Origin of the sequence: Gluconobacter sp. OJA (assembly GCF_039638325.1) — a bacterium.
GTDB lineage: Bacteria > Pseudomonadota > Alphaproteobacteria > Acetobacterales > Acetobacteraceae > Gluconobacter > Gluconobacter cerinus.
Map to the genome: position 1 here is coordinate 107,588 of NZ_JBDIWI010000002.1, position 22,271 is coordinate 129,858.

17 protein-coding genes are annotated in these 22,271 nt (G+C 57.7%); 13 read left to right on the plus strand and 4 right to left on the minus strand.

Features of this window, described 5'->3' with window-relative positions:
- The first annotated feature begins 14 nt into the window (after nucleotides 1-14).
- Entirely contained in the window at nucleotides 15-1,220 is a 1,206-nt protein-coding gene (locus tag ABDK75_RS10920) for an MFS transporter (RefSeq protein WP_211496010.1), read from the plus strand.
- Here ABDK75_RS10920 and ABDK75_RS10925 read toward each other — a convergent pair.
- A complete protein-coding gene (locus ABDK75_RS10925) occupies nucleotides 1,183-2,565 on the minus strand; it encodes an MATE family efflux transporter (protein WP_346005905.1) in 1,383 nt (460 codons plus the stop codon). The genes ABDK75_RS10920 and ABDK75_RS10925 overlap by 38 nt on opposite strands.
- An 87-nt stretch (nucleotides 2,566-2,652) precedes the next feature.
- On the opposite strand from ABDK75_RS10925, the gene cysS reads away from it, so the two are divergent.
- The 4 genes from cysS to ABDK75_RS10945 are packed head-to-tail and all read left to right on the plus strand — an operon-like array spanning nucleotide 2,653 to nucleotide 6,645.
- Nucleotides 2,653-4,011 carry a cysteine--tRNA ligase gene (gene cysS, locus ABDK75_RS10930; RefSeq protein ID WP_346005906.1) on the plus strand — a complete coding sequence of 453 codons (1,359 nt, stop codon included), beginning with the start codon at nucleotides 2,653-2,655 and terminating at the stop codon, nucleotides 4,009-4,011.
- Between the two features lie 4 nt (nucleotides 4,012-4,015).
- Nucleotides 4,016-4,792: an RNA methyltransferase gene (locus tag ABDK75_RS10935; RefSeq protein ID WP_099210616.1), complete on the plus strand. Its 777-nt coding sequence runs from the start codon at nucleotides 4,016-4,018 to the stop codon at nucleotides 4,790-4,792.
- A 4-nt stretch (nucleotides 4,793-4,796) separates the two neighbouring features.
- On the plus strand, nucleotides 4,797-5,783 hold the full coding sequence (locus ABDK75_RS10940; RefSeq protein ID WP_346005907.1) for an ion channel: 987 nt from the start codon (nucleotides 4,797-4,799) through the stop codon (nucleotides 5,781-5,783).
- The gene (locus ABDK75_RS10945; protein ID WP_346005908.1) at nucleotides 5,776-6,645 is read left to right on the plus strand and encodes an aldose 1-epimerase family protein; all 870 of its coding nucleotides are present in this window, start codon (nucleotides 5,776-5,778) and stop codon (nucleotides 6,643-6,645) included. The genes ABDK75_RS10940 and ABDK75_RS10945 overlap by 8 nt, the downstream gene beginning before the upstream one ends.
- A 48-nt stretch (nucleotides 6,646-6,693) precedes the next feature.
- Here the strand turns inward: ABDK75_RS10945 and gltX are convergent, their stop codons facing one another.
- Nucleotides 6,694-8,028 (minus strand): glutamate--tRNA ligase, encoded by a 1,335-nt coding sequence (gene gltX, locus ABDK75_RS10950; protein ID WP_346005909.1) that lies wholly within the window; start codon nucleotides 8,026-8,028, stop codon nucleotides 6,694-6,696.
- A 292-nt stretch (nucleotides 8,029-8,320) separates the two neighbouring features.
- On the opposite strand from gltX, the gene ABDK75_RS10955 reads away from it, so the two are divergent.
- The gene (locus ABDK75_RS10955; RefSeq protein WP_046900877.1) at nucleotides 8,321-8,914 is read left to right on the plus strand and encodes a LemA family protein; all 594 of its coding nucleotides are present in this window, start codon (nucleotides 8,321-8,323) and stop codon (nucleotides 8,912-8,914) included.
- A gap of 17 nt (nucleotides 8,915-8,931) precedes the next feature.
- Nucleotides 8,932-9,777, plus strand: coding sequence for a TPM domain-containing protein (locus tag ABDK75_RS10960; protein ID WP_211507351.1), 846 nt, complete (start codon nucleotides 8,932-8,934; stop codon nucleotides 9,775-9,777).
- Nucleotides 9,778-9,805: 28 nt separating this feature from the next.
- On the opposite strand, the gene ABDK75_RS10965 is transcribed toward ABDK75_RS10960, so the two are convergent.
- Nucleotides 9,806-10,993, minus strand: coding sequence for a glycosyltransferase family 4 protein (locus tag ABDK75_RS10965; RefSeq protein WP_346005910.1), 1,188 nt, complete (start codon nucleotides 10,991-10,993; stop codon nucleotides 9,806-9,808).
- A 144-nt stretch (nucleotides 10,994-11,137) separates the two neighbouring features.
- On the opposite strand from ABDK75_RS10965, the gene ABDK75_RS10970 reads away from it, so the two are divergent.
- Nucleotides 11,138-11,338 carry an entericidin A/B family lipoprotein gene (locus tag ABDK75_RS10970; protein ID WP_346005911.1) on the plus strand — a complete coding sequence of 67 codons (201 nt, stop codon included), beginning with the start codon at nucleotides 11,138-11,140 and terminating at the stop codon, nucleotides 11,336-11,338.
- A gap of 62 nt (nucleotides 11,339-11,400) precedes the next feature.
- Here the strand turns inward: ABDK75_RS10970 and ade are convergent, their stop codons facing one another.
- Nucleotides 11,401-13,098 carry an adenine deaminase gene (gene ade, locus ABDK75_RS10975; RefSeq protein WP_346005912.1) on the minus strand — a complete coding sequence of 566 codons (1,698 nt, stop codon included), beginning with the start codon at nucleotides 13,096-13,098 and terminating at the stop codon, nucleotides 11,401-11,403.
- Nucleotides 13,099-13,305: 207 nt separating this feature from the next.
- Here ade and ABDK75_RS10980 point away from each other — a divergent pair, with 207 nt between their 5' ends.
- The 5 genes from ABDK75_RS10980 (at nucleotide 13,306) to ABDK75_RS11000 (ending at nucleotide 22,206) form a co-directional block, all read left to right on the plus strand.
- On the plus strand, nucleotides 13,306-15,864 hold the full coding sequence (locus ABDK75_RS10980) for a TonB-dependent receptor (protein ID WP_086634424.1): 2,559 nt from the start codon (nucleotides 13,306-13,308) through the stop codon (nucleotides 15,862-15,864).
- A gap of 82 nt (nucleotides 15,865-15,946) precedes the next feature.
- The gene (locus ABDK75_RS10985) at nucleotides 15,947-17,170 is read left to right on the plus strand and encodes a TIGR03862 family flavoprotein (RefSeq protein ID WP_346005913.1); all 1,224 of its coding nucleotides are present in this window, start codon (nucleotides 15,947-15,949) and stop codon (nucleotides 17,168-17,170) included.
- Between the two features lie 4 nt (nucleotides 17,171-17,174).
- Nucleotides 17,175-18,620 (plus strand): ATP-binding protein, encoded by a 1,446-nt coding sequence (locus ABDK75_RS10990; protein WP_064273877.1) that lies wholly within the window; start codon nucleotides 17,175-17,177, stop codon nucleotides 18,618-18,620.
- Between the two features lie 99 nt (nucleotides 18,621-18,719).
- Nucleotides 18,720-21,083 carry a TonB-dependent receptor gene (locus ABDK75_RS10995; RefSeq protein WP_099210634.1) on the plus strand — a complete coding sequence of 788 codons (2,364 nt, stop codon included), beginning with the start codon at nucleotides 18,720-18,722 and terminating at the stop codon, nucleotides 21,081-21,083.
- Nucleotides 21,084-21,093: 10 nt separating this feature from the next.
- Complete coding sequence (locus ABDK75_RS11000) at nucleotides 21,094-22,206, plus strand: glycerophosphodiester phosphodiesterase (protein ID WP_346005914.1); 1,113 nt, start codon at nucleotides 21,094-21,096, stop codon at nucleotides 22,204-22,206.
- The last annotated feature ends 65 nt before the right edge of the window (nucleotides 22,207-22,271 follow it).

The window sequence follows — 22,271 nt, forward strand, 5'->3', positions numbered from 1 at the left end:
CGGACCTTTTCCATATGGAATTAATCGAACCAGTCGATGTCGAGCGGGTGCGTCCACCCCACGGTGTCGAGCCAGCCATGTTTGCTCTCATGCTGGCGACATTTACGATTGGGACTGGCGAATTCGCCATGATGGGCCTTCTGCCCGAATTCTCCCATTCCCTTGGTATTTCCATTTCCCGCGCCAGTTCCGTCATTTCAGCTTATGCGCTGGGTGTCGTGGTCGGAGCACCCCTCATTGCGGTTGCTGGTGCAAAACTCCCCCGTCGCACACTACTGCTGGCTATGCTTGTGCTGTTCCTTGTGGGGAATATCGGTACAATCCTGATGCCGAACCTGCTCGACATTGAAGTCATGCGCTTCATCACCGGGCTCCCTCACGGCGCCTTTTTCGGTGTTTCCGCGCTCGTTGGCGCCTCCATGGTTGAGCGCGCAAGACGTGGCCGCGCAGTCGGACGCGTTCTGTCGGGCATCATGATCTCCACGGTCGTGGGGTCGCCCCTGTCCACCTACGCCGCCAATCATCTGGGCTGGCGCGTCGCTTATGGTGCAATCTCTGCGCTTGGACTGCTCTGCTTCCTGGCGCTCTGGTACTTCGCGCCACGCGACAAGCCCCATCCAGACGCAAATGCACTCGCTGAACTTGGAGCTTTCAAACGGCCTCAGGTGCTCCTGACGCTTCTGACAAGCGCCATTGGCTTTGGTGGCCTCTTTGCAGTGTACACGTTCCTTACTACTGCCCTGTCAGACGTAACGCATCTCCCGGACTGGGCCGTTGCGCTTTATCAGATCGTCTGGGGGCTCGGCATGGTTGCTGGCAATTCGTTTGGCGGTGCCATGGCGGACCGGAATATCAACCGGACGATCCTTTTCTCTCTGGCTGCCAGTTGCGTGTTCATGATCGGGTTCTGGCTACTCCTGCCATCCCCTGTCGCCATGCTGCTGATCACGTTCCTGATCCCGGCAACGCTGATCGGCATTTCCCCAGCCATTCAAACGCATCTGATGGAAGTTGCAGGAGATGCCCAAACCCTTGCCGCATCCCTGAACAATTCGGCTTTCAACATTGCCAATGCTGCGGGCACATGGCTCGGAGCCTATCTGGTGAGTTCAGGGCATGGTTTGGGATCGATCGGGTGGGGTGCCGCGCTGCTCTCCGCCGGTGGGTTTGTGGCTTATCTGATTACGATGGCGCAGGCTCGGCTTTCCGCATCACGCTGAACAGTCGAACTCCCAAGGCGACAGAGCTCACCGTGAGCGCTGCCGCCATGCCGATCCAAAGGCCTTCCGCACCCCAGTGCTGCTGGAAGGCCAACCATCCCCCAAAGACAAGACCAATCAGGCCATAATTCGTGACAGCAATCACCATTGGCCAGACCGCATCACCGCACCCACGCAGGGCGCCGCTGAACACAACCTGAAGTCCGTCCACAATCTGGTAGATCCCGGCAATCTTCATAAGCGTGATCACCAATGCAGCCGTAGACGGATCAGGAGCATGCCCCGTGAAGTACAGGCTGACGATTTTTTCTGGCCAGATCAGCAACAAGGCTGAAGACAGAACAGACCAGATGAGCACCACCCAGATACCGGTCCAGGCGGCCCGGCGGCTTTGATCCATTCGCCCTGAACCCCGCCAGTATGCCACCCGAACATTGGTGGCCTGACCAATAGCCAGACACACCATGAACAGCAGTGCGCTCACGTTGACTGCAACCTGATGGGCTGCCAGGCTTTGTGTTCCAAGCTGCCCGGCCCGCAGGCTCGTGATCTGAAACATGAGAATTTCAGCAGCAGCTCCCATCATCATGGGCAAACCGAGCTTCAATAGTTCCTTCATGATAGGCCAGCGCACAGGGGCTGGCTTCATAACGGCCCGCACTCGCGGATGCATCAGACACAATCCGGTCAGCGCAAAACTGATCGCCCAGCCTGTCAGAGTTGTGGCTGTGGCGGAGCCATACATCCCCATCGCAGGCAGCCCGAACCATCCATGAATGAGCGCTGCATTGGTGATGCCATTGCAGAGCGCCATGGCAGGCATGATCCACAGCAGAAGCGTTTCCGCCCCAAGCGATGGGAGCGCCACACGCAGCACACCAATCACGGCCAGATCCGGCAGCAGGGACAACAGAAGGATATGAATGAAGTGGCTGCCCTGGGTCACCACGTCCCCGGGCTCCGCCAACCACGCAAACAACGGCTGCACGAACCATAAGAGCAACGCACAGGGAATAAAGATCAGCAGTGCCAGAACGAACGCAGCGCTCATGACACTGCGACCGTCATGAGAATCCCGTCCGTGATCTTCCGCCCCACGACTATGAGACAGAAGAACGCCAGCTCCACCCAGAATGGTCTGGCAGGTCACCATGGTGGTAAAGAAAAAAGTATTGGCCAGACCGCCGACCGCCACTTCAGCTACCCCCAGACCGCCCAGAAGGATGGTGTCCGTAACGCCCATCGACATTTCGGAAAGCTGGGAAAGTGCAAGCGGAAGAGCCACGCGGAGCAGGGCAAGAGCATGCCCGCGTGAAGAGGTCGGATCTTTGAAGGTTCTACACATAAGCCTCACTATCGCAGTGCAGATCATACAGACAAGAGTAACAAAGCCTGTTGCACCAAAACGGTGGCTGGCGCATTGATCCCATCTATGGCCGATCCCGTTCCTCACGTGCTCCGTCTGCACGACACCCACGCGCGCGAAAAGCGACTGTTCACACCACTCGATCCGCAGAATGTGCGGGTCTATTTCTGTGGACCCACAGTCTATGACCGTGCGCACCTGGGCAATCTGCGCGCCATGATGGGCGCGGATATCCTGATTCGACTGCTCCGCGTGCTGTATCCACGTGTCACCTATGTCCGCAACGTCACAGACGTGGACGACAAGATCACAGCCCGAGCGAAAGAAAACGGTGAGGACATCTCCGCCCTCACCGCCCGTACGACTGAAGCCTTTCATGAAGATTTGGCGTCACTCGGGATTCTGCCACCGGATATCGAGCCCCGCGCAACACACCACATTGGTGAGATGCTGGACATGATCGGCCGCCTGATCGAAAACGGGCATGCGTATGAAGCCGAAGGGCACGTCCTGTTCGCGGTCCGGAACTTTTCCTCTTATGGCGAACTCTCCGGCCGCTCGCTGGATGACATGATCGCGGGCGCCCGCGTCGAAGTGGCTCCTTATAAACGTGACCCCGGCGATTTCGTGCTCTGGAAGCCCTCCACACCAGATCAGCCCGGTTGGGACAGCCCTTATGGTCGTGGTCGCCCCGGCTGGCATATCGAATGCTCGGCCATGTCACACCGGTATCTGGGCGAGAGCTTCGATATTCATGGGGGTGGCGACGACCTGCTCTTCCCGCATCATGAAAACGAGCGTGCACAGTCTCTGTGCTGCTATCCGGGCAGCAAGTTCGCCACGCACTGGCTCCATAACGGTATGCTGCTCTCCAACGGGGAGAAAATGTCCAAGTCTCTGGGCAATTTCTTCACCATCCGGGAAGTCCTGGAGAAGTCTCCGGCGGAACCGCTGCGCCTCCTGTATCTGGGCGCGCATTACCGGTCGACGCTGGATTTCACGTGGGACAAGCTGGAAGAAGCCCGCCGTATTCTGGATCGCCTCTACCGCGCCCTTGAGCGTGGTGACGCGCAGCAAGGTGCAAACGTTCCGGCCAGCGTGCTGGATGCCCTGTGTGATGATCTGAACACGCCCCTCGCCATCGCTGCCCTGCACCCACTGGCAGACGCTGCCATGCAGGGCGATCAGGAAGCCGCATCCGGTCTTCTGGCCGCTGGCAAACAGCTTGGTCTGTTTCAGGTTTCCCCGGCTGAATGGTTCCGCTCAGGCGTTGATGCGTCCGCCATCGAAGCGCTGATCGAGGAACGTCTGGCAGCCCGCAAAGCCCGCAACTTCGCCCGCGCGGATGAAATTCGGAACCAGCTTGCTGCAGACGGCATCACGCTGGAAGACGGCCCCGGCGGCACAACATGGCGGAAGGCATAATCTCATGACCGGACGTGATGGTGGTGCCGATCTGGAACCGATCGGCGAATTTGACCCCGTTGTTATTCTCGTGCGCCCGCAGTTAGCCGAAAACGTCGGTACGACTGCGCGCGCCATGGCGAATGGCGGCCTGTTTCACCTGCGCCTCGTCGCCCCACGGGATGGCTGGCCGCAGGAACGCGCCTGGCCTGCGTCTTCCGGCGCCCATCGTATCCTCGACAACGCACAGGTTTTCGAAACGGTCGATGAGGCCGTGGCTGACCTGCACCGCGTTTTCGCCACCTGCCCCCGCCCCCGCCATGTCGTGAAGCCTGTCATGACGGCTCGTGGGGCAGCGGCGGAACTCCGGGTCGCTTCTACGCGCGGTCTGCGTACCGGCATCCTGTTCGGGCCAGAACGGGCGGGCCTCGACGTCGAAGACATGGCCCGCGCCGATACGCTGGTGCGTTACCCGCTCAATCCGAAGTTCATGTCTCTCAACCTCGCGCAGGCCGTGCTCGTCATGGCCTATGAGTGGTATCTGACCGAAGACATGACGCCCCCGCGCGAGCTCATGACCAATGAGACGCATGTGGCTACCAAGGGCGAGCTGGAAAACTTCATGTCCCATCTGCTGCGGGAACTTGATGACTGTGGTTTCCTGCGGAACGAGCAGAAGAAACCGGGCATGATCCGCAATCTGCGGCATTTCTTCACACGAGGCGAAGTCACCGAACAGGAACTTCGCACGCTCCATGGCGTGGTCAGCGAACTGGTCAGCGCCAGAAAGGCAAGACGGTAAGACCATGATCCACTGGCGACACAGGCACCGGATGCATCCACGGCCTGAGGCGCTGGTGGTCGAAACGGCCAACCGCATCCGGGCCCATGTTCTGGAAGAAAATGGCCGGGGCGACATTATCCGTACCGGTCTGAAAGACGGTTCTCTGGGGGACCTCTATCACCATCTGATGACCATGACATGGGGGGCGTTCTTCTGGGCGTCCCTCGCTCTGTATCTGGGCATCAATATCGGCTTTGCCTGCCTTTACTACATGATCCCCGGCAGCGTCAGCGGCGTCCCGCACGGGGATTTTCTTGATGACGTGTTCTTCAGTGTCCAGACGATCTCGACCGTTGGATACGGCACGATGGCCCCGGTTGGACGTCTGACCAACACCATCGTGTCCTTTGAAGTGCTCGCCGGCATGATGCTCAATGCGCTCGCAACAGGGCTGGTCTTTGCTCGCTTCTCGCGCCCAAGAGCCCGTATCCTGTTCAGCCATGTCGCCGTCGTGGCCTATGATGACCTAATCCCGACACTCACCATTCGCATCGCGAACCGTCGTCGCACGCTGATCCTGTCTGCCAACGTTGAAATGACCCTGACGCGCCTGATGCCGGACGATCATGGGCGACTGGTCCGCCGTTTCGACAGACTGGCGCTAATCCAGTCGCATGTTCCGATCTTCCGGATCAGCCTGAACGCCACACACATGATTGATGAGACCAGCCCGCTTTATGGCCTGTCAGCAGACACGCTGATTGACCAGAATGCGGAAATCATCATCACGATGGATGGGACAGACGAAATCTCCTCCCAGACACTCTTCGCACGACATGCCTACGAGATCGGCCATGTGAAACACGGATACCGTTTCTCGGACATGATCCATCACCGCCCGGATGGCAGGGTCGAGGTCGACTTCACCCGGTTCCACACAACCGAACACGGGGACCACGAGCCGATTGATCCGTCCACAGCGCATGAAAGGCACCATCACCATGTCTGACACCCAGCACAGCTTCGGAAAAAATGGCCTGACGGCAACGGTTTCCGCCCATGGCGCAGAGCTGACCTCCCTGCGGACCACTTCAGGGCAGGACCTGCTCTGGAACGCTGGCCCCGCCTGGAAACGCCATTCGCCCGTTCTGTTTCCCATCGTTGGAAAGCCGCCGGAAGATACGGCGCTGAATGGCCACCCCGTTACGCTGAGCCAGCATGGCTTCGCCCGTGACATGACATTCCGCTGGCTCGAACGAACAGAAACCGGCTGTGTTCTGGAGCTGGAAGATACACCCGAAACATGGCAGCTCTTCCCGGCGGCATTTCGGCTGCATCTGATCTACCGGATGGAAGAAACCGGCCTGCACGTCGGCTATGTTCTGACCAACCCGTCCGAAGATGCCACGCTACACGCGTCCCTTGGTGTGCATCCGGCTTTCATGTGGCCCCTGAACCCAGAAACGGGCCGCGAAAATCATCGCCTGACCTTTGACACGAATGAAGCCGATCATATCCGGCGCATCAGCCCGGATGGTCTGCTTCCAGAGGCAGTCCCATCCCCAATCCATGACCGGATTCTTCCGCTGGCAGACAGTCTGTTCGAAGCTGACGCCATCATCCTTCTGGATGCCCGCAGCAAGGCTGTCGATTTTACGGGCCCCGACGGAAGCGGCCTGCGCGTGCGTTGGGACGGGTTCAAGGATCTTGGACTCTGGACCAAGCCAGGCGCCGGTTTCCTGTGCATCGAGCCATGGTACGGTTACGCCACACCCGTTGGATTCAGCGGCGATTTTTCGGAAAAGCCGGGTCTGCTGCATCTACAGCCTGGCGAAAGCTGGGAAGCTTTCTGGAGCGTCGAACCCGCCTGACGCCCGGAAGTGGGAATGCCCGGACAAACGAGCATTCCCACTCATCACTCAGGCGCCAATAGCGTCCTGAAGACGTGACACCGTCCGGGCGTGTCCCATTAGGTTCAGAAGAACATGCAGTTCTGGGCCGTTATCCTCACCCGTAAGGGCAAGGCGCAACGGCATAAACAGGCTCTTGCCCTTACGACCTGACTTTTCCTTCAAAGCCGTGGTCCAGTCCTGCCATGTGGTTTCGCCCCATGGCTCGGCAGGAAGGGTTTCAAGCGCCTGCTGAAGAAATTCACGGTCTTCCGGCTGCGACGGCGGAATGATCGTGCCCTGCGTCACATCCCACCAATGCGGGATTTCAGCCGTCAGATCGACATTACCGCGCACTGCATTCCAGAATTCTTCCGTCGCCTCGGCTGGAAGGTGTTCCTTCGCCACCGAGAACGGCAGATTATGCAGAGCCTTGCGGTTCAGAGCCAGAAGCTGGCGCATATCGAACCGCGCCGCAGACTTGGAAACATGGGAGATTTCGTATGCCGCAATCGCCTCTTCCATCGTCATGACTTCCGGATCATCGGACGTCCCAACGCGTGCCAGATACGACACGATGGACATCGGCTCAATCCCATCCTGACGAAGCGACTTGAGGCCCAGCGCATCGAAACGCTTGGACAGCTTTCCGCCGTCAGAATCCAGCAGCAACGGCAGATGCGCGAACGTAAAGCGATCCGGCTTTGCACCCAGCGCTTCTGCAATATCGATCTGAACACCCGTGTTCGTCACATGGTCTTCACCGCGGACGATATGCGTGATGCCCATTTCCAGATCATCAACAACTGACGCCAGCGTGTAGAGGATCGTACCATCCGCGCGGATTAGAACCGGATCGGAGATTGCCGTCAGCTTGACGGAGCAATCGTCCATGACGAGATCCTGCCACTTGCGGCTGCCATCCGTCAGCTTGAAGCGCCAGTGCGGCGTTTTGCCATTGGCTTCGGCACGTGCCCGCTGGTCAGGCGTCAGTTTCAGCATAGCGCGATCATAGATCGGGGCCTTGCCCGCCCGGATGCGCATCTCACGCTTGGCGTTCAGTTCGTATTCGGTCTCGAAACACGGATACAGCCGACCAGAGGCTTTCAGCTTGTCGATCGCCGCAGCATACCGCTCCATCCGCGCGGACTGACGGGCCTCTTCGTCCCAGTCCAGACCGAGCCACGCCAGATCCTTACGGATCGCGTCCTCATATTCAGGCTTGCTGCGCGCGACGTCCGTATCGTCGATACGCAGGAGGAACTTGCCGCCATGACGGCGGGCGAACAGGAAGTTGGCGACGGCCTGACGGGCGTTACCAACATGGAGATAGCCGGTTGGCGATGGGGCAAAGCGCAGTTTCATGCCGCCTTAATGCCGCATGATTGCGCGTCATGCCAGATGCATGAAGCATCGTGCTCAGAACACCCGACACTCTCCAGTTTCTCGACACTCCGCCGGCCAAATAAAACATGGACATTCTACCGATATAACATAACGGGAAACCGGAATACTTGCCCCACAAACATGGACTAAAAAGAAACGTTTTTTCCTTCAGTCCATCCTGTTGTATAAAGGCGAAGAACAGACACTCACGACTGACGATTTTTTCTGCGATCGGAGTGATGATCCGTTTTTTGATTTAAGAGGACCCCTGATGAGAAAACTTCTCATTCCTGCCATTCTGGTAATCGGCATTATTGCCCTGCTGGGATCAAGCTATAACCGTTTCATGGGAGCGGACCAGAACGTCAAGGAACAGATGGGTCAGCTTCAGAACGAAGTTCAGCGCCAGACCGACCTGATTCCCAATCTGGTCAACACAGTCAAAGGCTATGCCACCCACGAGCATGACACCCTGACGGATTACGCTGCGGCACGTTCGGGTGAAACGCCCCTGAACCGCATTGATCCCCGCTCGGTCAGTGATGAAGACCTTCAGAAAAAAATCCTGGACGCACAGACCCGTAATGCACAGGAAATCAAGGCCATCAACGTCGTGGCTGAGCAGTCCCCGCAGCTACAGGCCAATCAGAACTTCACGAGCCTGATGGTTCAGCTTGAAGGCACACAGAACCGCATCACCGTGGCACGCCAGCGTCTGCAGCAGGCCATTTTGGCTTACAACCAGACAGTCATGCACTTCCCGGGCAACCTCGCCGCCGGGATCATGGGCTACCATCAGCGCGTCTACTACGAGGCTTCCCCAGCCGCACAGACGCCGCCAGTCGTAGACTTCTCCAAGCATTGATCTGACTGAAGGACCGGATGAACGTGCCGACTGTTTCCCGCCCACTTCTAACGCGCACCCTGCATCTGGTCCTTGCCGTGACTGCCCTGCTGTGCCTGTCTCTGACTGGCCCGGCAGGCGCGGCCACACCTTTGACTGAGCTCGTGACAGACCCGCATCAGAGCCTGTCCGAGCCGGAACAGGACCAGCTCGTCCAGAAGCTGACGGATCTTCGGCAAACACTCCCAAGTCACCCGCACATTCTGATCGTTCTGCCCGGCCATGTGGACGATATCGATCAGTATGCGAATGAGACGTTCCATGCTTCCGGCATTGGTCAAAAAGGTCAGGACAACGGTCTCCTGATCGTTCTGGATATTCCGGACAATCAGGCTCGCATCGAAGTCGGGTATGGGTTTGAAGGCGATCTGACGGACCTTCAGACATTCAATATCCTGCATGCTGCCCAACCGGACCTGAAAGCCGGTCACTATGCCGCCGCACTAAACGGGATGCTGGATTCCATCGCCGACATTTTGCGTAAAAGCGAGACGCAGGTTCACGAGGAGCAGGCCACATCCGATACGGATTTCAACATCAACGGATTTGATCTCGCACTCGGTGTCGGAGGGATGGTGCTGTTTGCTCTTGGCTCTGGCTTTACCGTCCGCGCTCAACGCCGCGAAGCTCAGGGCCTGCCTCTTTCAATTTTTGACAGGTTTCTGATCAGCATTCCTTGGGACGTGATCCTGAGCCTGCTGATCAATATTCTATCAGCCGCGTCACGTAATAACGCCAACTCGTCCGGCGGCGACAAGAAGAAAAACTCCTACAAATCCGGCGGTGGAGATTCTGGCGGAGGCGGCGCGAAGGACTCTTGGTAACGGGCGCCTTCGTAAGTTTATCCTTCGGTCACCGGCCTGCAGCATCAAGACGCAGCAACTGAGCCACCGCCGCATCAAGCTTCTCGGGCGTATGATTCTGCAATATCAGATCACGCCCGTGACGAACGGCCATCTCCCATCGAGAGGCTTGTGTGTAGAGCGCCACAATGGCATCCACCACATCCTGCGGAAGATCAGCAACAACCAGCTCTTTGAGCTGCGGCGTGAAGTCGAAACCTTCAGCGGCAACGGATGTCATGACACAGGGTACACCATGAGACAGGCTGCTTAGAACCTTTCCTTTCGTCCCAGCTCCATACCGAAGCGGCGCGACAGTTATCCTTAAACTGTTCAACACGGCCCCCAAATCTGGCACATGCCCTAGCACAATCAGCCGCGCGTCTTTCTCCGCCCATTCTGTCAGCCAGTCCGGCGCACCCGCTCCCACGATCAGAAATCTGCAATCCGGCATGCGGACAGCCAGATCCGGCCAGACATGCTCTAGAAAATAACGCACCGCATCTTCATTCGGCCGATGCCCGAAATTGCCAATGAAACCAATATCGCGGCGCGCGTCCCAGCCCTCTCCCTCCGCAGATGGCCGGGGGAAAGCCAGATGAACAACCAGCGCTTCTGGCAATTCCTGACGTAAAAGATTTTTCTCATAGCTGGACACCACCAGTGTCGCATCCGCACGACGCATAATGGCGAATTCATTATCCCGCGTGACCTCAACTGCTTTGAGCGCAGTATAATCTCCGGCCAGACGCGCAGCCCGTTCTTCTCGCAGAAAATGCAGATCACACGCGTAGAAAATCAGGCGGGCGGATGGAAACGCCGCACGAAGCCGATCGTAAGCTGCGCCCCCACAGCTCACGCGGCATGGGATGCAGGTATCAAGATTCGGCCCGATTTGTTGAAGAGCCTCTTCGATCCCCTTCCATCCGGATAAAGCCACATCATCATCGGGCGTCAGGCAGGTCACTCCAAAGGCGCGATATTCTTCCCTCGCGTTCCTATCCCGCTGCTCTCTGGGAAGGAAATACTCCCCCAGCGCAAGGAAGCTGACCTTACATCCCTGACGTAGCAGCGAGTGGATCAGCGCGTCCAGATCCATCGAACCGGAATCATGGAGGGGCCGCGGAAAATTACAGTCCACAATCAGAACTGACTTTCCAGGCGAACGCTCCGGGTTACGACGAAACACTCTGAACATCGCTGTGGCCCAATGAAATTTCTCTAACAATTTTCAGGCCTTTTTCCGTTCCTGCCGACGCAGGTCAGTACTTAAAAACGCAACTTTTTGACACGACAGGCTTTTACCCCTGAACAAACACACAGAACATAAGGACATGCCCGCATGACCAAGACCCGTAAATCCACGTTCGCTCGCCTGATGCTGATCTCTGCCCTGCTTACAGGTACGGCAGTGTCTCTGTCCGCCTGCAACACGACGCGTGGCGCAGGCCAGGATGTCAGTGCTGTTGGCCATGCAACGTCCCACGCTGCAACCAGTGCGCAGCAGGGCATTGCCAATGCAACGGGTGCCTCCACCCACTGATCAGCCTTCGTCAGGCCTGATAAAAAAGACCCGCCCTCTCACAGGGGCGGGTCTTTTTCGTTTCAGACCAGTTCCATCGTTCTGACGTCAATCATTCCAAGATCCGTAATCTTGAGATGCGGGATAACAGGAAGAGGCAGGAAAGCCAGTTGCAGAAACGGCTCTTCCAGAGAAACGCCCATCTCTTTCGCAGCTTTCCGCAATACGATCAGTTCGTCGCGGACCTGTTCGAACGGCGCATCACTCATGAGGCCCGCCACCGGCAGCTTCAGTTCTGCCAGCACCTTGCCATCCTGAACGGCAACAAATCCGCCGCCCGTCGCTTCCAACCGGTTCACAGCAGTCGCCATATCCGCATCGTTGGTGCCCACAACGCAGATATTGTGGCTGTCATGCCCGACAGATGACGCCAGTGCTCCGTGCTTCAGGCCGAACCCTTTCACAAACCCCCTGCCGATATTGTCATTATGTCCATGTCGCGCCACCACACAGACCTTGGCCACATCGTTCGGCACATCTGACAGAACCTGCCCGTTCTCTTCCGGCAATGTCAGCCGCAGATATTCCGTAATAATTTGCCCAGGAATGAGCCCCATCACAGGGCGGTCTGTTCCGCTGCCATGAATTTCCATATCTGACGCAGAAACCACACCTGGCAACTTCACACTGCCCAGCCCCACGGGCGGAATAATCTCCCGTTCACCAAACAGGGCATCCGTGACCAGACGCCCGGCAGAAATGACGTCTGACACCAGACAGGCCTCCAGATTGTCCAGAAGTACAACATCTGCACGCTTGCCGGGAGCAATCTGCCCGCGGTCCCGCAGACCAAAGGCATTGGCAGCCGAAAGTGAGGCCGCACGATACGCAGCCAGCGGCTCAACCCCCAGTTCGATTGCCCGGCGGATCAAAAAGTCCAGATGCCCTTCATGCGCGATTTCAAGCGGATTACGGTCGTCTGTGCAAAAGGCAAAGAAGGGCGACGTTGCAACATTCAACAGCGGAACCAGAGCTTCCAAATCCTTGCAGACGGAGCCTTCCCGGATCAGCACGGTCATGCCCTTGCGGACTTTTTCCAGCGCTTCTTCCGCTGCGGTCGCTTCATGGTCCGTCGAAATGCCCGCGGCCAGATAGCCATTCAGTGCCTTGCCGCGCATCAGCGGCGCATGACCATCAATATGACCGCCAGCAAAGGCGGCCAGCTTGTCCAGGCAACCTGGATCACCGTTTAGAACACCCGGGATATTCATGAATTCTGCCAGCCCGATCACCTTGGGATGGTCCCGGTAGGCCACCAGATCAGTTGCATCCAGTGTGGCCCCGGATGTTTCCATAGGCGTTGCAGGAACGCAGCTCGACAAATTGATCCGCAGATCCATGACGGTCCGCTCAGCCGCTGCCAGAAAATAATCGAAGGCTGACCGCCCAAGGACGTTGGCCATCTCATGGGGGTCACAGATGGCGGTCGTCACGCCATGCGGCAAAACGCACCGATCAAACTCGAAAGGCGTGACCAGAGAGGACTCAACATGAAGGTGGGTATCAATGAAACCGGGAACGGCGACCCGCCCGCGTCCATCAATCTCCTGCCTGCCTTCGTATGTCCCGTACGTTCCAACGATCCGGTCACCGCAAATCGCAATATCCGTCGGGACCAGTTCACCTGTCACGAGATCCAGAAGACGGACGTTGCGGATCACCAGATCTGCTGGTTCCCGTCCCTGCCCCTGAGCCACCCGGCGCTGGATTGCGTTCTGCATGCCTGAAACCTCCGAATGTCAGCAATGACCACTTATAGCGCGCAGACGCCCTGGCACTCAAAGCAAGCTTTCGGGCCACTTTTTGTTGCGAAAATATCACGATTATTTATGTCGTAATGTTTCATATGCCAAACTGTTGATGATTGTGACAAAGCGTGGTTTTCCCCTTCTCGCTTATTTCACTATCCGAGAAAGACCATCTTCCTGATGCGCCTTGCACGCCTGCTTTCAACGTCTGCACTCATTGCCTTAGGGGTTGCTCCTGCACTGGCAGCTCCCGCCGCGTCTTCCCCTGATCATAAGTCAAACCGCCATCAGGCAGCCGCAGCGGCACCGTCCATGATGGGTAATACCGCGCCAACAGATGAAGTGCATGAAGAGCACGTGTCCGTCAGCGGTCGTCGCAAGTATTTTGACGGCGTTACACGCCGTGACGTTGGTGGCGGCCTGATGCAGAAGCAGGACGCGGCAAAGTCTGTTTCCAGCGTGTCTCGCGATTTCATTGAAAAGCAGGCTCCGGGTCAGGACCCGATGCAGCTCATCTCCCTGCTTCCAGGCGCCAACGTGTCGTCTTCCGACCCGGCAGGCCTGACAGGAAGCCACATGAGCTCCCGAGGCCTCGATCAGACGCAGATGGGCTTTACCCTTGAAGGCTTCCCGATCAACGACGTCGGCTCGTTCCAGACGTACTCCCAGGAAATCGTGGATTCAGAAAATCTTCAGAAGGTTAATCTCGCACAGGGTTCCGCGGATCTGGACAGCCCACATCTGAGCGCCACAGGCGGCGTGGTCGACATGTATATGATCGATCCGAAGATGAAGGCTGGCGGCGCATTCGACGTGTCCTACGGGTCTTATGATTACACCCGCGGCTTCCTGCGCCTCGACACCGGCAAGATCGGCCACACGAACCTGCGCGCCTATTTTTCCGGTTCCTATGCGACGGAAGATGCCGTTCACAGTGAGGCAACAAACCGGAAGCTGCACGCCGAAGGCAAGATCGTGAATGACTGGGGCGACGGCAACCGCGTCTCTCTCGCGATCGTTGGCAATCGCCTCTACAACTACCTGAACCGTTCCGTGAACATGGCGTCTTGGGACGAATACGGTCTGGGCGTGAAGGACAAATACGTTACGTCCTGTTCGGCTGGTGCAACCTGCACGCGCCCGAATGGCAGCACATTCAAGAACACCACCACGTCCACGATCTCCAACACCGTCTATAATGGCGTGTACAAAGATCCGACCGGCCAGACTACGAAGAGCGATGCGGACTATTATAAGTTCCATCAGAACCCGTTCACCAACATTTATGTCAGTGCGCCGTCCACCTTCAAGCTGACCGATCACCTGACACTGACGGAAACGCCTTACTTCTGGTATGGCAGCGGCAGTGGCGGCGGGGCATACACGGTTCCCACCAGCTATGGTGCGACAACAATGGGCGGAACGCTTGAAGGGCAGTCCGTTGCCAAAGGCAGCCTGCTCTATGAACCGTCCATCACCACAACCTATCGCCCCGGTGCCGTCACGAAGCTGACGCTGACAACAGGCGTAAACCGCCTGATGGTTGGTTACTGGTTCGAATATTCCAAGCAGATCCAGAGCGGCCCCGCCACGGGCATTGGTGCGGACGGAACGCCCTGGAGCGTTTGGGGACAGGCTGCAAACTACGTCTTTGACAACGGGCAGACCTATCAGTACCGCTCCAACCTCACGCAGACCCGCGTGCACACAATGTTCATCGGGGATAGCCTGTCTCTGCTGAACAACAAGCTCACGATCGAGGGCGGCCTGAAATACGCCATCGTCACCCGTGATGCGCAGAATATGCTACCAAACACATCCACCGGCCCGTACATCAACAAGACGTACTATGAGCCGCTGCCGACTGCGTCGATCCGCTATCAGATCAACCCGGAAAACCAGATCTTCATCTCCGGTGCGACCAACTTCCGGATGCCGACGAACTACGCGCTTTTCGATGCCGGCACATATTACAATGTGAAGGCTCCCAACCAGGCCAGCAGCGGTTACGCCACACGTGGCACCTCGAACCTCAACCCGGAAATTTCCATCTCGGAAGAAGCGGGCTGGCGTTACACCGGTTCGACCGTCATGGGATCGATCACGTACTTCCATTATAATTTCACCAACCGGTTCTTCTCGCAGAGCCAGTGCACCGATGACGCCTGCTCAAACTACTACAGCAACAACATCAATGCGGGCGGCCAGAGCACAAACGGTGTGGATGCAGAAATCGGCACGCGTCCGATTTTCTATCATCTGCGCCCGTATGTATCCTTTGAGTATGTTGATGCCCGCACGACCAGCAACCTGCGCGGCGGCAGCGGAAGTTCCGTGGATTACCTGCACACCAAGGGCAAGTTCGCGCCTGAAACACCAAAATATCAGGTTGGCTTCAACCTGGATTACGATGACGGAAATCTCTTCGGCGCCTACAGCCTGAAATACGTGGCCAAGCAGTATTCAACGTTCATGAACGACGAGGCACTCCCGTCTTACGTGCGCATGAACCTGACCGTCGGTTATCGCTTCCACAATGTTGGCTTCCTGCAGAGCCCCAACGTCAAGCTCAACATCTCCAACATTGCCGACAAGCACTATCTGGGCTTCCCGCTCAGCGTGCAGACGAATGCAACAACCATGAAGGGCATTTTCGGCAATACTGTAAAGGGCACGGCCCCGACCTACGCCATTGCAGCACCTTTCGCCGCAACGGGCTCCATCAGCGCCGGTTTCTGATCCCCTCCTGAGGCTGACCCTCGTCGGCCTCAGAAGCACGTAGAACCTGACAAACCATCCGGCTCATGGCAATCAGACAGCCATGAGCCCTTTCTCCACCCCTCCAGTTGTTGCCATCGTTGGCGCAGGTCCCGCCGGACTGTTTGCCGCTGAATATCTTTCTGGTCATGGATGTCACGTCGAAATCTTTGAGCAGATGCCCAGCGTGGGGCGGAAACTGCTCATGGCAGGCCGAAGTGGCCTCAACCTGACCCACTCTGAGCCACCCGACCTTTTCATAACACGCTATGGACCAGCTCAGGACTGGCTGACCCCAGCCTTGCTCAACTTCCCGCCAGATGCCCTACGCCGCTGGGCTGAAAGCCTTGGGCAAGAGTGCTTTAGTGGAAGCTCGGGGCGAGTTTTCCCCAAAAGCATGAAAGCGTCTCCTCTCCTTCGCGCTTGGCTCGGTCGCCTTGCAGAACAAGGCGTTCAGATCAGGACACGCCATCGCTTCACAGGATGGGAGGGTTCACGACTGACCTTTGAAAGCCCTTCAGGTCCTGTCACCTTTGCTGCGGACGCCACGCTCATGGCCACAGGCGGAGCAAGCTGGTCTCGCCTGGGATCAGACGGGCGCTGGGCCAGTCTGTTCCCTACGGAAACATCCCCTTTTAAACCGTCAAACTGCGGTTTCATGCCCAACTGGCCCGATGACGTCTTGCAACGCCATGACGGTGAAGTGCTCCATTCCGTCGGACTGTTGTTTCAGGGAACGGAAACCCGTGGAGACCTCACCATTACGCCGCGCGGACTGGAAGGCTCTGCCCTTTATGCCCTCTCGGCCTCTCTCCGTGATGCCATCACCTCTACGGGCACCGCTACCCTGTCACTGGATCTGCGCCCTACCCTTTCTGAAGATGCCATTCTCAAACGCCTTCAGGCCCAGCGACCAAGAGAGAGCCAGTCTAACCGCCTCCGCAAAGCTCTGTCTCTCGATGGTGCCTCCCGAGAACTTCTGCGACAGGCAACGCCAAAACAAGCGACACCCCTCCAGCTGGCCCGGGCCATTAAAGCCCTCCCCATCGTCCTGACCGGGACAGACACCCTCGACCGCGCCATTTCGACCGCAGGGGGATTACGTCAGGACGCATTGGACGAAAAGTTCATGGTGAAGGCTCATCCCGGGGTGTTTGCAGCTGGCGAGATGCTGGATTGGGAAGCCCCAACCGGGGGTTATCTTCTGCAGGGATGTTTTTCCACCGGTCTTGCCGCAGCAAAAGGCGTCCTTGGGTGGCTAGAATCGTCAGTTTCGGGTATCCGCTGACGCCATGACATCCATCGTTCTCGGACAGGGCCGCGACGGCTCAGACACCTGCATTGATTTGCCGGAACTGCTGGCCACGCGCCTATTGGTTCAGGGTAACTCCGGCTCGGGCAAATCCCACCTTCTGCGCCGCCTGCTGGAACAGACAGCAACCCTCGTTCAACAGGTCATGATCGACCCGGAAGGCGACTTCGTCACCCTGGCAGACCGCTATGGCCATCTGGTCATTGACGTTGAAGACCAGTCCGAAGCCAGTTTGCGTGCAGCCGGTGAACGTGTAAGGGCGCATCGTGCATCTGTTGTGCTGAACCTTGAACAGGTGGAAGCCGAAATGCAGCTGCGTGCAGCCGGTGCCTTCCTGAACGGCATGTTCGAAGCACCCCGCGCCAACTGGTATCCGGCTCTGGTTGTGGTGGACGAAGCCCAGCTTTTCGCACCGGTTGCGGGCGGGGACACATCCGATGAAGCCCGTCGCCTCTCACTAGGGGCCATGACGAACCTCATGTGTCGTGGGCGTAAACGTGGTCTGGCCGGTGTCATCGCAACACAGCGTCTGGCCAAACTGGCCAAGAACGTCGCGGCAGAAGCCTCGAACTTCCTGATGGGCCGGACCTTCCTCGACATCGACATGGCCCGTGCGGCAGATCTTCTGGGCATGGAGCGTCGGGCCGCGGAATCGTTTCGTGATCTTGCCCGCGGGCAGTTCATGGCGCTCGGCCCCGCTCTGTCCCGTCGTCCGAAGCTGCTGACAATCGGGCCGGTTGAAACAGCCAGCCACAACACGGGGCCAGTGCTTGTTCCCCTGCAACCCATGGATGCCGAGGACCTGCGAGACATTATTCTCGAGCCCGTTCACGAATTTTCGCCGCGCCCCCGCCGCGAAACACGACCGCCTCCGCCGGATCTTCTCGCACAGCTTGATGCCTATGGCGCGACCCGCGAAGCGGCTGAAGAACCCACCACAGCAGCTGAAACGACCGAGATTGATCCAGCCCATATCTGGGACATGGTTGCTGGCGTGGCATCCGAGGAAGGCGCGGATTACAAGCCGCTTGCCACTCTCTATCAGGACTTTCAGCTCCGGGCCCGCATTCAGGGGCTATCACGAAACATCCTCGATCTCGGTCGTTTCCAGCGCATTCTTGCAACCATCCGCGCGGGTCTGGACCGGGAACGTGCTGAAAGTGAAGAGTGGCAGAAAGCCGAAGCCATAGCCGCGTCTCTGCCGGAAGATGTTCAGGGCGTCTTTTTGTTGCTGGCGCGCACGGCACTCGATTCGGAAACCTGCCCGGATGACAGCGCTCTTGCCCGCGCCTACGGCACGCACTCCCTGGGACGGGCCCGCCGCCAGCTGACCTATCTTGAGGAAAGAGAAGTCATAGTATTGCAGGAGACCCCGTTCGGACGGCGCGTCGCGATCGTGGGCCTAGGCTGGCAAACGGCGTCATAAAACTGTCACGCCGCCTTCACACTAGGTTCACACAACCATCACGATATTGAGACTAATTTCCGCCCGTTCCGACTCCGCTTCGTTACGGGAAAGCTATCCATGTCATCCAAATCCCAGCGCAACCGCGCGCTGCTCTTTCTTTTCTGTTCTCCGCTGGCAGTGAGCATGGCACTGCCTTCAGCCAAAGCTGCCACCGCGTCGACAAACAGCAAGAAACACACCGCAGCGCACAAGGCCGCAGCCGTTTCCGGCGGATCGGAACAGCTGGTTATTACCGCAAAGCGCACCCGTTCCGAGCAGACACTTGGCCGCGTTCAGATCCAGCGCATCATGCCGGGCATCAACCCCATCAAGGCGCTTCAGATCCTGCCAGGTGTTGTGTTCAACAATGCTGATCCCTGGGGCAACAACGAACAGAACTCATCACTGTATGTGCATGGTTTTGCCAAAGAGCAGCTCGGTTATACGCTTGATGGAATTCCCCTCGGCGATCAGGCCTACGGTAACTACAACGGTCTTTCACCGCAGCGCGCATCCATCAGCGAAAACATCGGCTCTGCGTCCATTGCCACCGGTGCAGGCGGTCTGGGCACGGCATCCACGTCCAATCTCGGCGGTACACTCGAATTTACGACGCAGGATCCACTGCGCAAGCGCGGTGCTCAGATCGAACAGGTCTTTGGCAGCTGGTCCACATTCCGCACCTTCGCGCGTCTCGACACGGGTGAGTTCGGAAATGGCAATTCGGCTTATGTCTCATTCGCTCGTCAGGATGCACGCGCGTGGGACTTCGCCGGTCATCAGGGCGGCTATCAGGTCAATGCCAAGTTCGTTCACCACAGCGCCCATGATCACTTCTCAGCTTTCTTCGACTGGTCCCAAAAGGTTGAACCGAACGAAGACAGCGTAACCCTGCCGCAGGGCTACGGCACTTATGTCCGTCCGTTCATGTACCCAGACTTCAACTATGCAAAAGCCAACAGTAACGCCGTCGGCCTGAATTACCGCAATTACTATTCCGCAGCCCAGCGCGAGGATTTCCTCGCCTATTCCAAATGGACGCATGATTTCAGTGCCAACCTGCACTGGGACAACTCGATTTATTATCATCACGATCTGGGAGAAGGTGTCGTCGCCGGCCCCATTTCTGCCGCAGGCCTGCCGACATTGTTCGCAGCGTATTTTCCGGGCCAAGACCTCAACACCGTTTTCGGCGGCTCCGGCTATGCGACCCGTACAACCGAATACTGGGACAACCGCGGCGGCCTGATCTCCACGTTGCGGTATCACCTCGGCAAGCATTCCATCGAAGTTGGTGGGTGGTATGAGCGCAACAACAATACGCAGGCTCGTCGCTGGTACCCGCTGGATGCCAACAACCCGACCACACCATACGAGCGCCAGCAGAACGCCCTGATCGACCAGTATACAAACAACTTCTACACCAACACGTTCGTCACCCATCTGCAGGACAACTGGCAGGTTTCCAAGAACTTCTCCCTGACGGCTGGTTTCAAGTCTGAGCTGGTTTACACGAACGGCACACTGCCTGTTGCGGCAAAGGCGGGCTCGCTTTCTCCGTCCTACGCTGTCACGGCTCCGGGTGGTACGATCGCTGCGGAACGTCCGTTCCTGCCATCCTTCGGTGCGGTCTGGAACATCACGCCGAATGAACAGTGGTTCGCCACCATTCAGGAAAACATGCGCTCCTTCCAGGACGCGGGCTATGGCAACGCCACACCTTGGGGCGCAACCAGTCAGGCTGCGTTCGAAGACTTCAAGAAGAACGGCAAACCCGAAACATCATGGACGTACGAGACCGGTCTGCGTGAGCATCGCCAGATCCATCTTGGCCCGCTGACGTCTATCGAAGGGCAGCTGTCATACTATCACGTGCACTTCTCGAACCGCCTTCTGGCTGTTGCCACCACGCAGACGCTGTCTTCCATCATCGGGTCTGCCACAACGCTTGCCAACGTCGGTTCCGTCACAACCGATGGTATGGACTTCTCCTTCACGTCCCATTTCGGCGAGCATTTCTCTCTCTACAACGGCCTGTCCTATAACAAGTCCACCTACAACGATAACTACAGCACCGGCACGACAGTCGTGCATACGGCTGGCAAGAACGTTGTGGGTATGCCTGCCTGGTCTGAGAAATTCGTCTTCAGCACCAACTGGGGCAATGCTTATGGCCAGTTCATCGGTGTCGTCACCGGCAAGCGTTATGCAACCTACACCAACGACATGTACGCCGCCCCATTTGCTCAGTTTGACATGAACGCCGGCTACACGTTCCATGGCATCCCACACATCGCAGCCCTGCGTGTTCAGGGTAACATCACCAACCTGACCAACACACACGCCTGGTCCACCATCAACGCGACCCAGACTTCTGGTCAGTTCAGTGCCTTCCCGGTTGCTCCGCGGAGCTTCTTCCTGACACTGAACGCCACGCTGTAAGGACTGATCCATGCTGACGCGCCGCCGCACTCTGGGGCTGCTTTCTGCAGCCCTCCCTGCCCTTCACCTGAGCCGCTCCGCAAAGGCGGCTCCTTCCCTGGCTCCAAAGCCACTGGTGTTTGCTCACCGTGGCGCGTCGGCTCTCCGTCCTGAACACACACTCGGTGCTTATGCCAAGGCAATGCTGGACGGCGCCGATTTCATCGAGCCCGATCTGGTCATGACAAAAGACGGCCATATGGTCGTCCGTCATGAAAGCAACATCGCCGATACGACAGACGTTTCGGATCACCCGGAATTCGCCGACCGCAAAAAGACCGTCACCATCGACGGCCAAAAGCAGACCGGCTGGTTCACAACGGATTTCACGCTTGCGGAACTCAAAACACTCCGTGCCCGTGAGCGCTTGGCCACCCTGCGTGTCCATAACACTCGTTACAACGACCGCTTTGAAATCCCGACGTTTGAGGAGGTCATCGAAGTTGTGGCTGCCCAGGCGGCTGCCACCGGCAAGACCTTCGGTCTGATCCCGGAACTGAAGCATTCCACGCATTTTCACAGCCTTGGTCATGACCCGGAAGCAATCTTCCTCAAGACCATCGCGGCGCACGAATATACGCGCCAGGCCCCGCTCGAAATCCAGTCTTTCGAGACGTCCAACCTCGCCCGTATCCGGGAGCAGGCACTGGCCATCAACCCACAGACACAGCTGATGCTTCTGATGGGTGAACGCAGACAGGTTCCCCCTGATCTTGCCGCAGCAGGAAAAACAACAACCTTCGGCGACCTGATGACACCGAGCGGCCTCAAGGAGGTCCGTCATTATGCCGACGTCATCGGCCCATCGAACACGGACCTGATCCCCCGGGATTCCAAAGGCGCATGGCTTGAACCCAGCACACTGGTGGATGACGCGCACCGTGCAGGTCTGCTCGTTCATTCCTACACAGCACGCCCGGAAAACTACTTTCTTCCTGCTCAGCTTCGAAATGACGCAGGCCCAGCGGCTCGCAACCCCCAAGGTATGATCGCAGAGGTCCGCCGCTACCTGGATATGGGGATCGACGGGTTCTTCACAGATGACCCAGCCCTGGGACGCCATCTCGTGGACACAAATTTCTAAATAGAACCCACATGTTACTCAGAAACGTATAAATCAATCTATGTGGAGAGGAGATTTCATCTTCT

Excerpts from the sequence above, each read along its gene's own strand:
- ABDK75_RS10980 (WP_086634424.1), top strand. The coding sequence starts at position 13,306 with ATGCGCCTTGCACGCCTGCTTTCAACGTCTGCACTCATTGCCTTAGGG.
- ABDK75_RS10925 (WP_346005905.1), bottom strand. The coding sequence starts at position 2,565 with ATGTGTAGAACCTTCAAAGATCCGACCTCTTCACGCGGGCATGCTCTT.
- ABDK75_RS10990 (WP_064273877.1), top strand. The coding sequence starts at position 17,175 with ATGACATCCATCGTTCTCGGACAGGGCCGCGACGGCTCAGACACCTGC.
- gltX (WP_346005909.1), bottom strand. The coding sequence starts at position 8,028 with ATGAAACTGCGCTTTGCCCCATCGCCAACCGGCTATCTCCATGTTGGT.
- ABDK75_RS10995 (WP_099210634.1), top strand. The coding sequence starts at position 18,720 with ATGTCATCCAAATCCCAGCGCAACCGCGCGCTGCTCTTTCTTTTCTGT.
- ABDK75_RS10965 (WP_346005910.1), bottom strand. The coding sequence starts at position 10,993 with ATGTTCAGAGTGTTTCGTCGTAACCCGGAGCGTTCGCCTGGAAAGTCA.
- ABDK75_RS10940 (WP_346005907.1), top strand. The coding sequence starts at position 4,797 with ATGATCCACTGGCGACACAGGCACCGGATGCATCCACGGCCTGAGGCG.
- ABDK75_RS10960 (WP_211507351.1), top strand. The coding sequence starts at position 8,932 with ATGAACGTGCCGACTGTTTCCCGCCCACTTCTAACGCGCACCCTGCAT.
- ABDK75_RS10970 (WP_346005911.1), top strand. The coding sequence starts at position 11,138 with ATGACCAAGACCCGTAAATCCACGTTCGCTCGCCTGATGCTGATCTCT.
- ABDK75_RS10945 (WP_346005908.1), top strand. The coding sequence starts at position 5,776 with ATGTCTGACACCCAGCACAGCTTCGGAAAAAATGGCCTGACGGCAACG.
- ABDK75_RS11000 (WP_346005914.1), top strand. The coding sequence starts at position 21,094 with ATGCTGACGCGCCGCCGCACTCTGGGGCTGCTTTCTGCAGCCCTCCCT.
- ABDK75_RS10935 (WP_099210616.1), top strand. The coding sequence starts at position 4,016 with ATGACCGGACGTGATGGTGGTGCCGATCTGGAACCGATCGGCGAATTT.
- ade (WP_346005912.1), bottom strand. The coding sequence starts at position 13,098 with ATGCAGAACGCAATCCAGCGCCGGGTGGCTCAGGGGCAGGGACGGGAA.
- cysS (WP_346005906.1), top strand. The coding sequence starts at position 2,653 with ATGGCCGATCCCGTTCCTCACGTGCTCCGTCTGCACGACACCCACGCG.
- ABDK75_RS10955 (WP_046900877.1), top strand. The coding sequence starts at position 8,321 with ATGAGAAAACTTCTCATTCCTGCCATTCTGGTAATCGGCATTATTGCC.
- ABDK75_RS10985 (WP_346005913.1), top strand. The coding sequence starts at position 15,947 with ATGAGCCCTTTCTCCACCCCTCCAGTTGTTGCCATCGTTGGCGCAGGT.
- ABDK75_RS10920 (WP_211496010.1), top strand. The coding sequence starts at position 15 with ATGGAATTAATCGAACCAGTCGATGTCGAGCGGGTGCGTCCACCCCAC.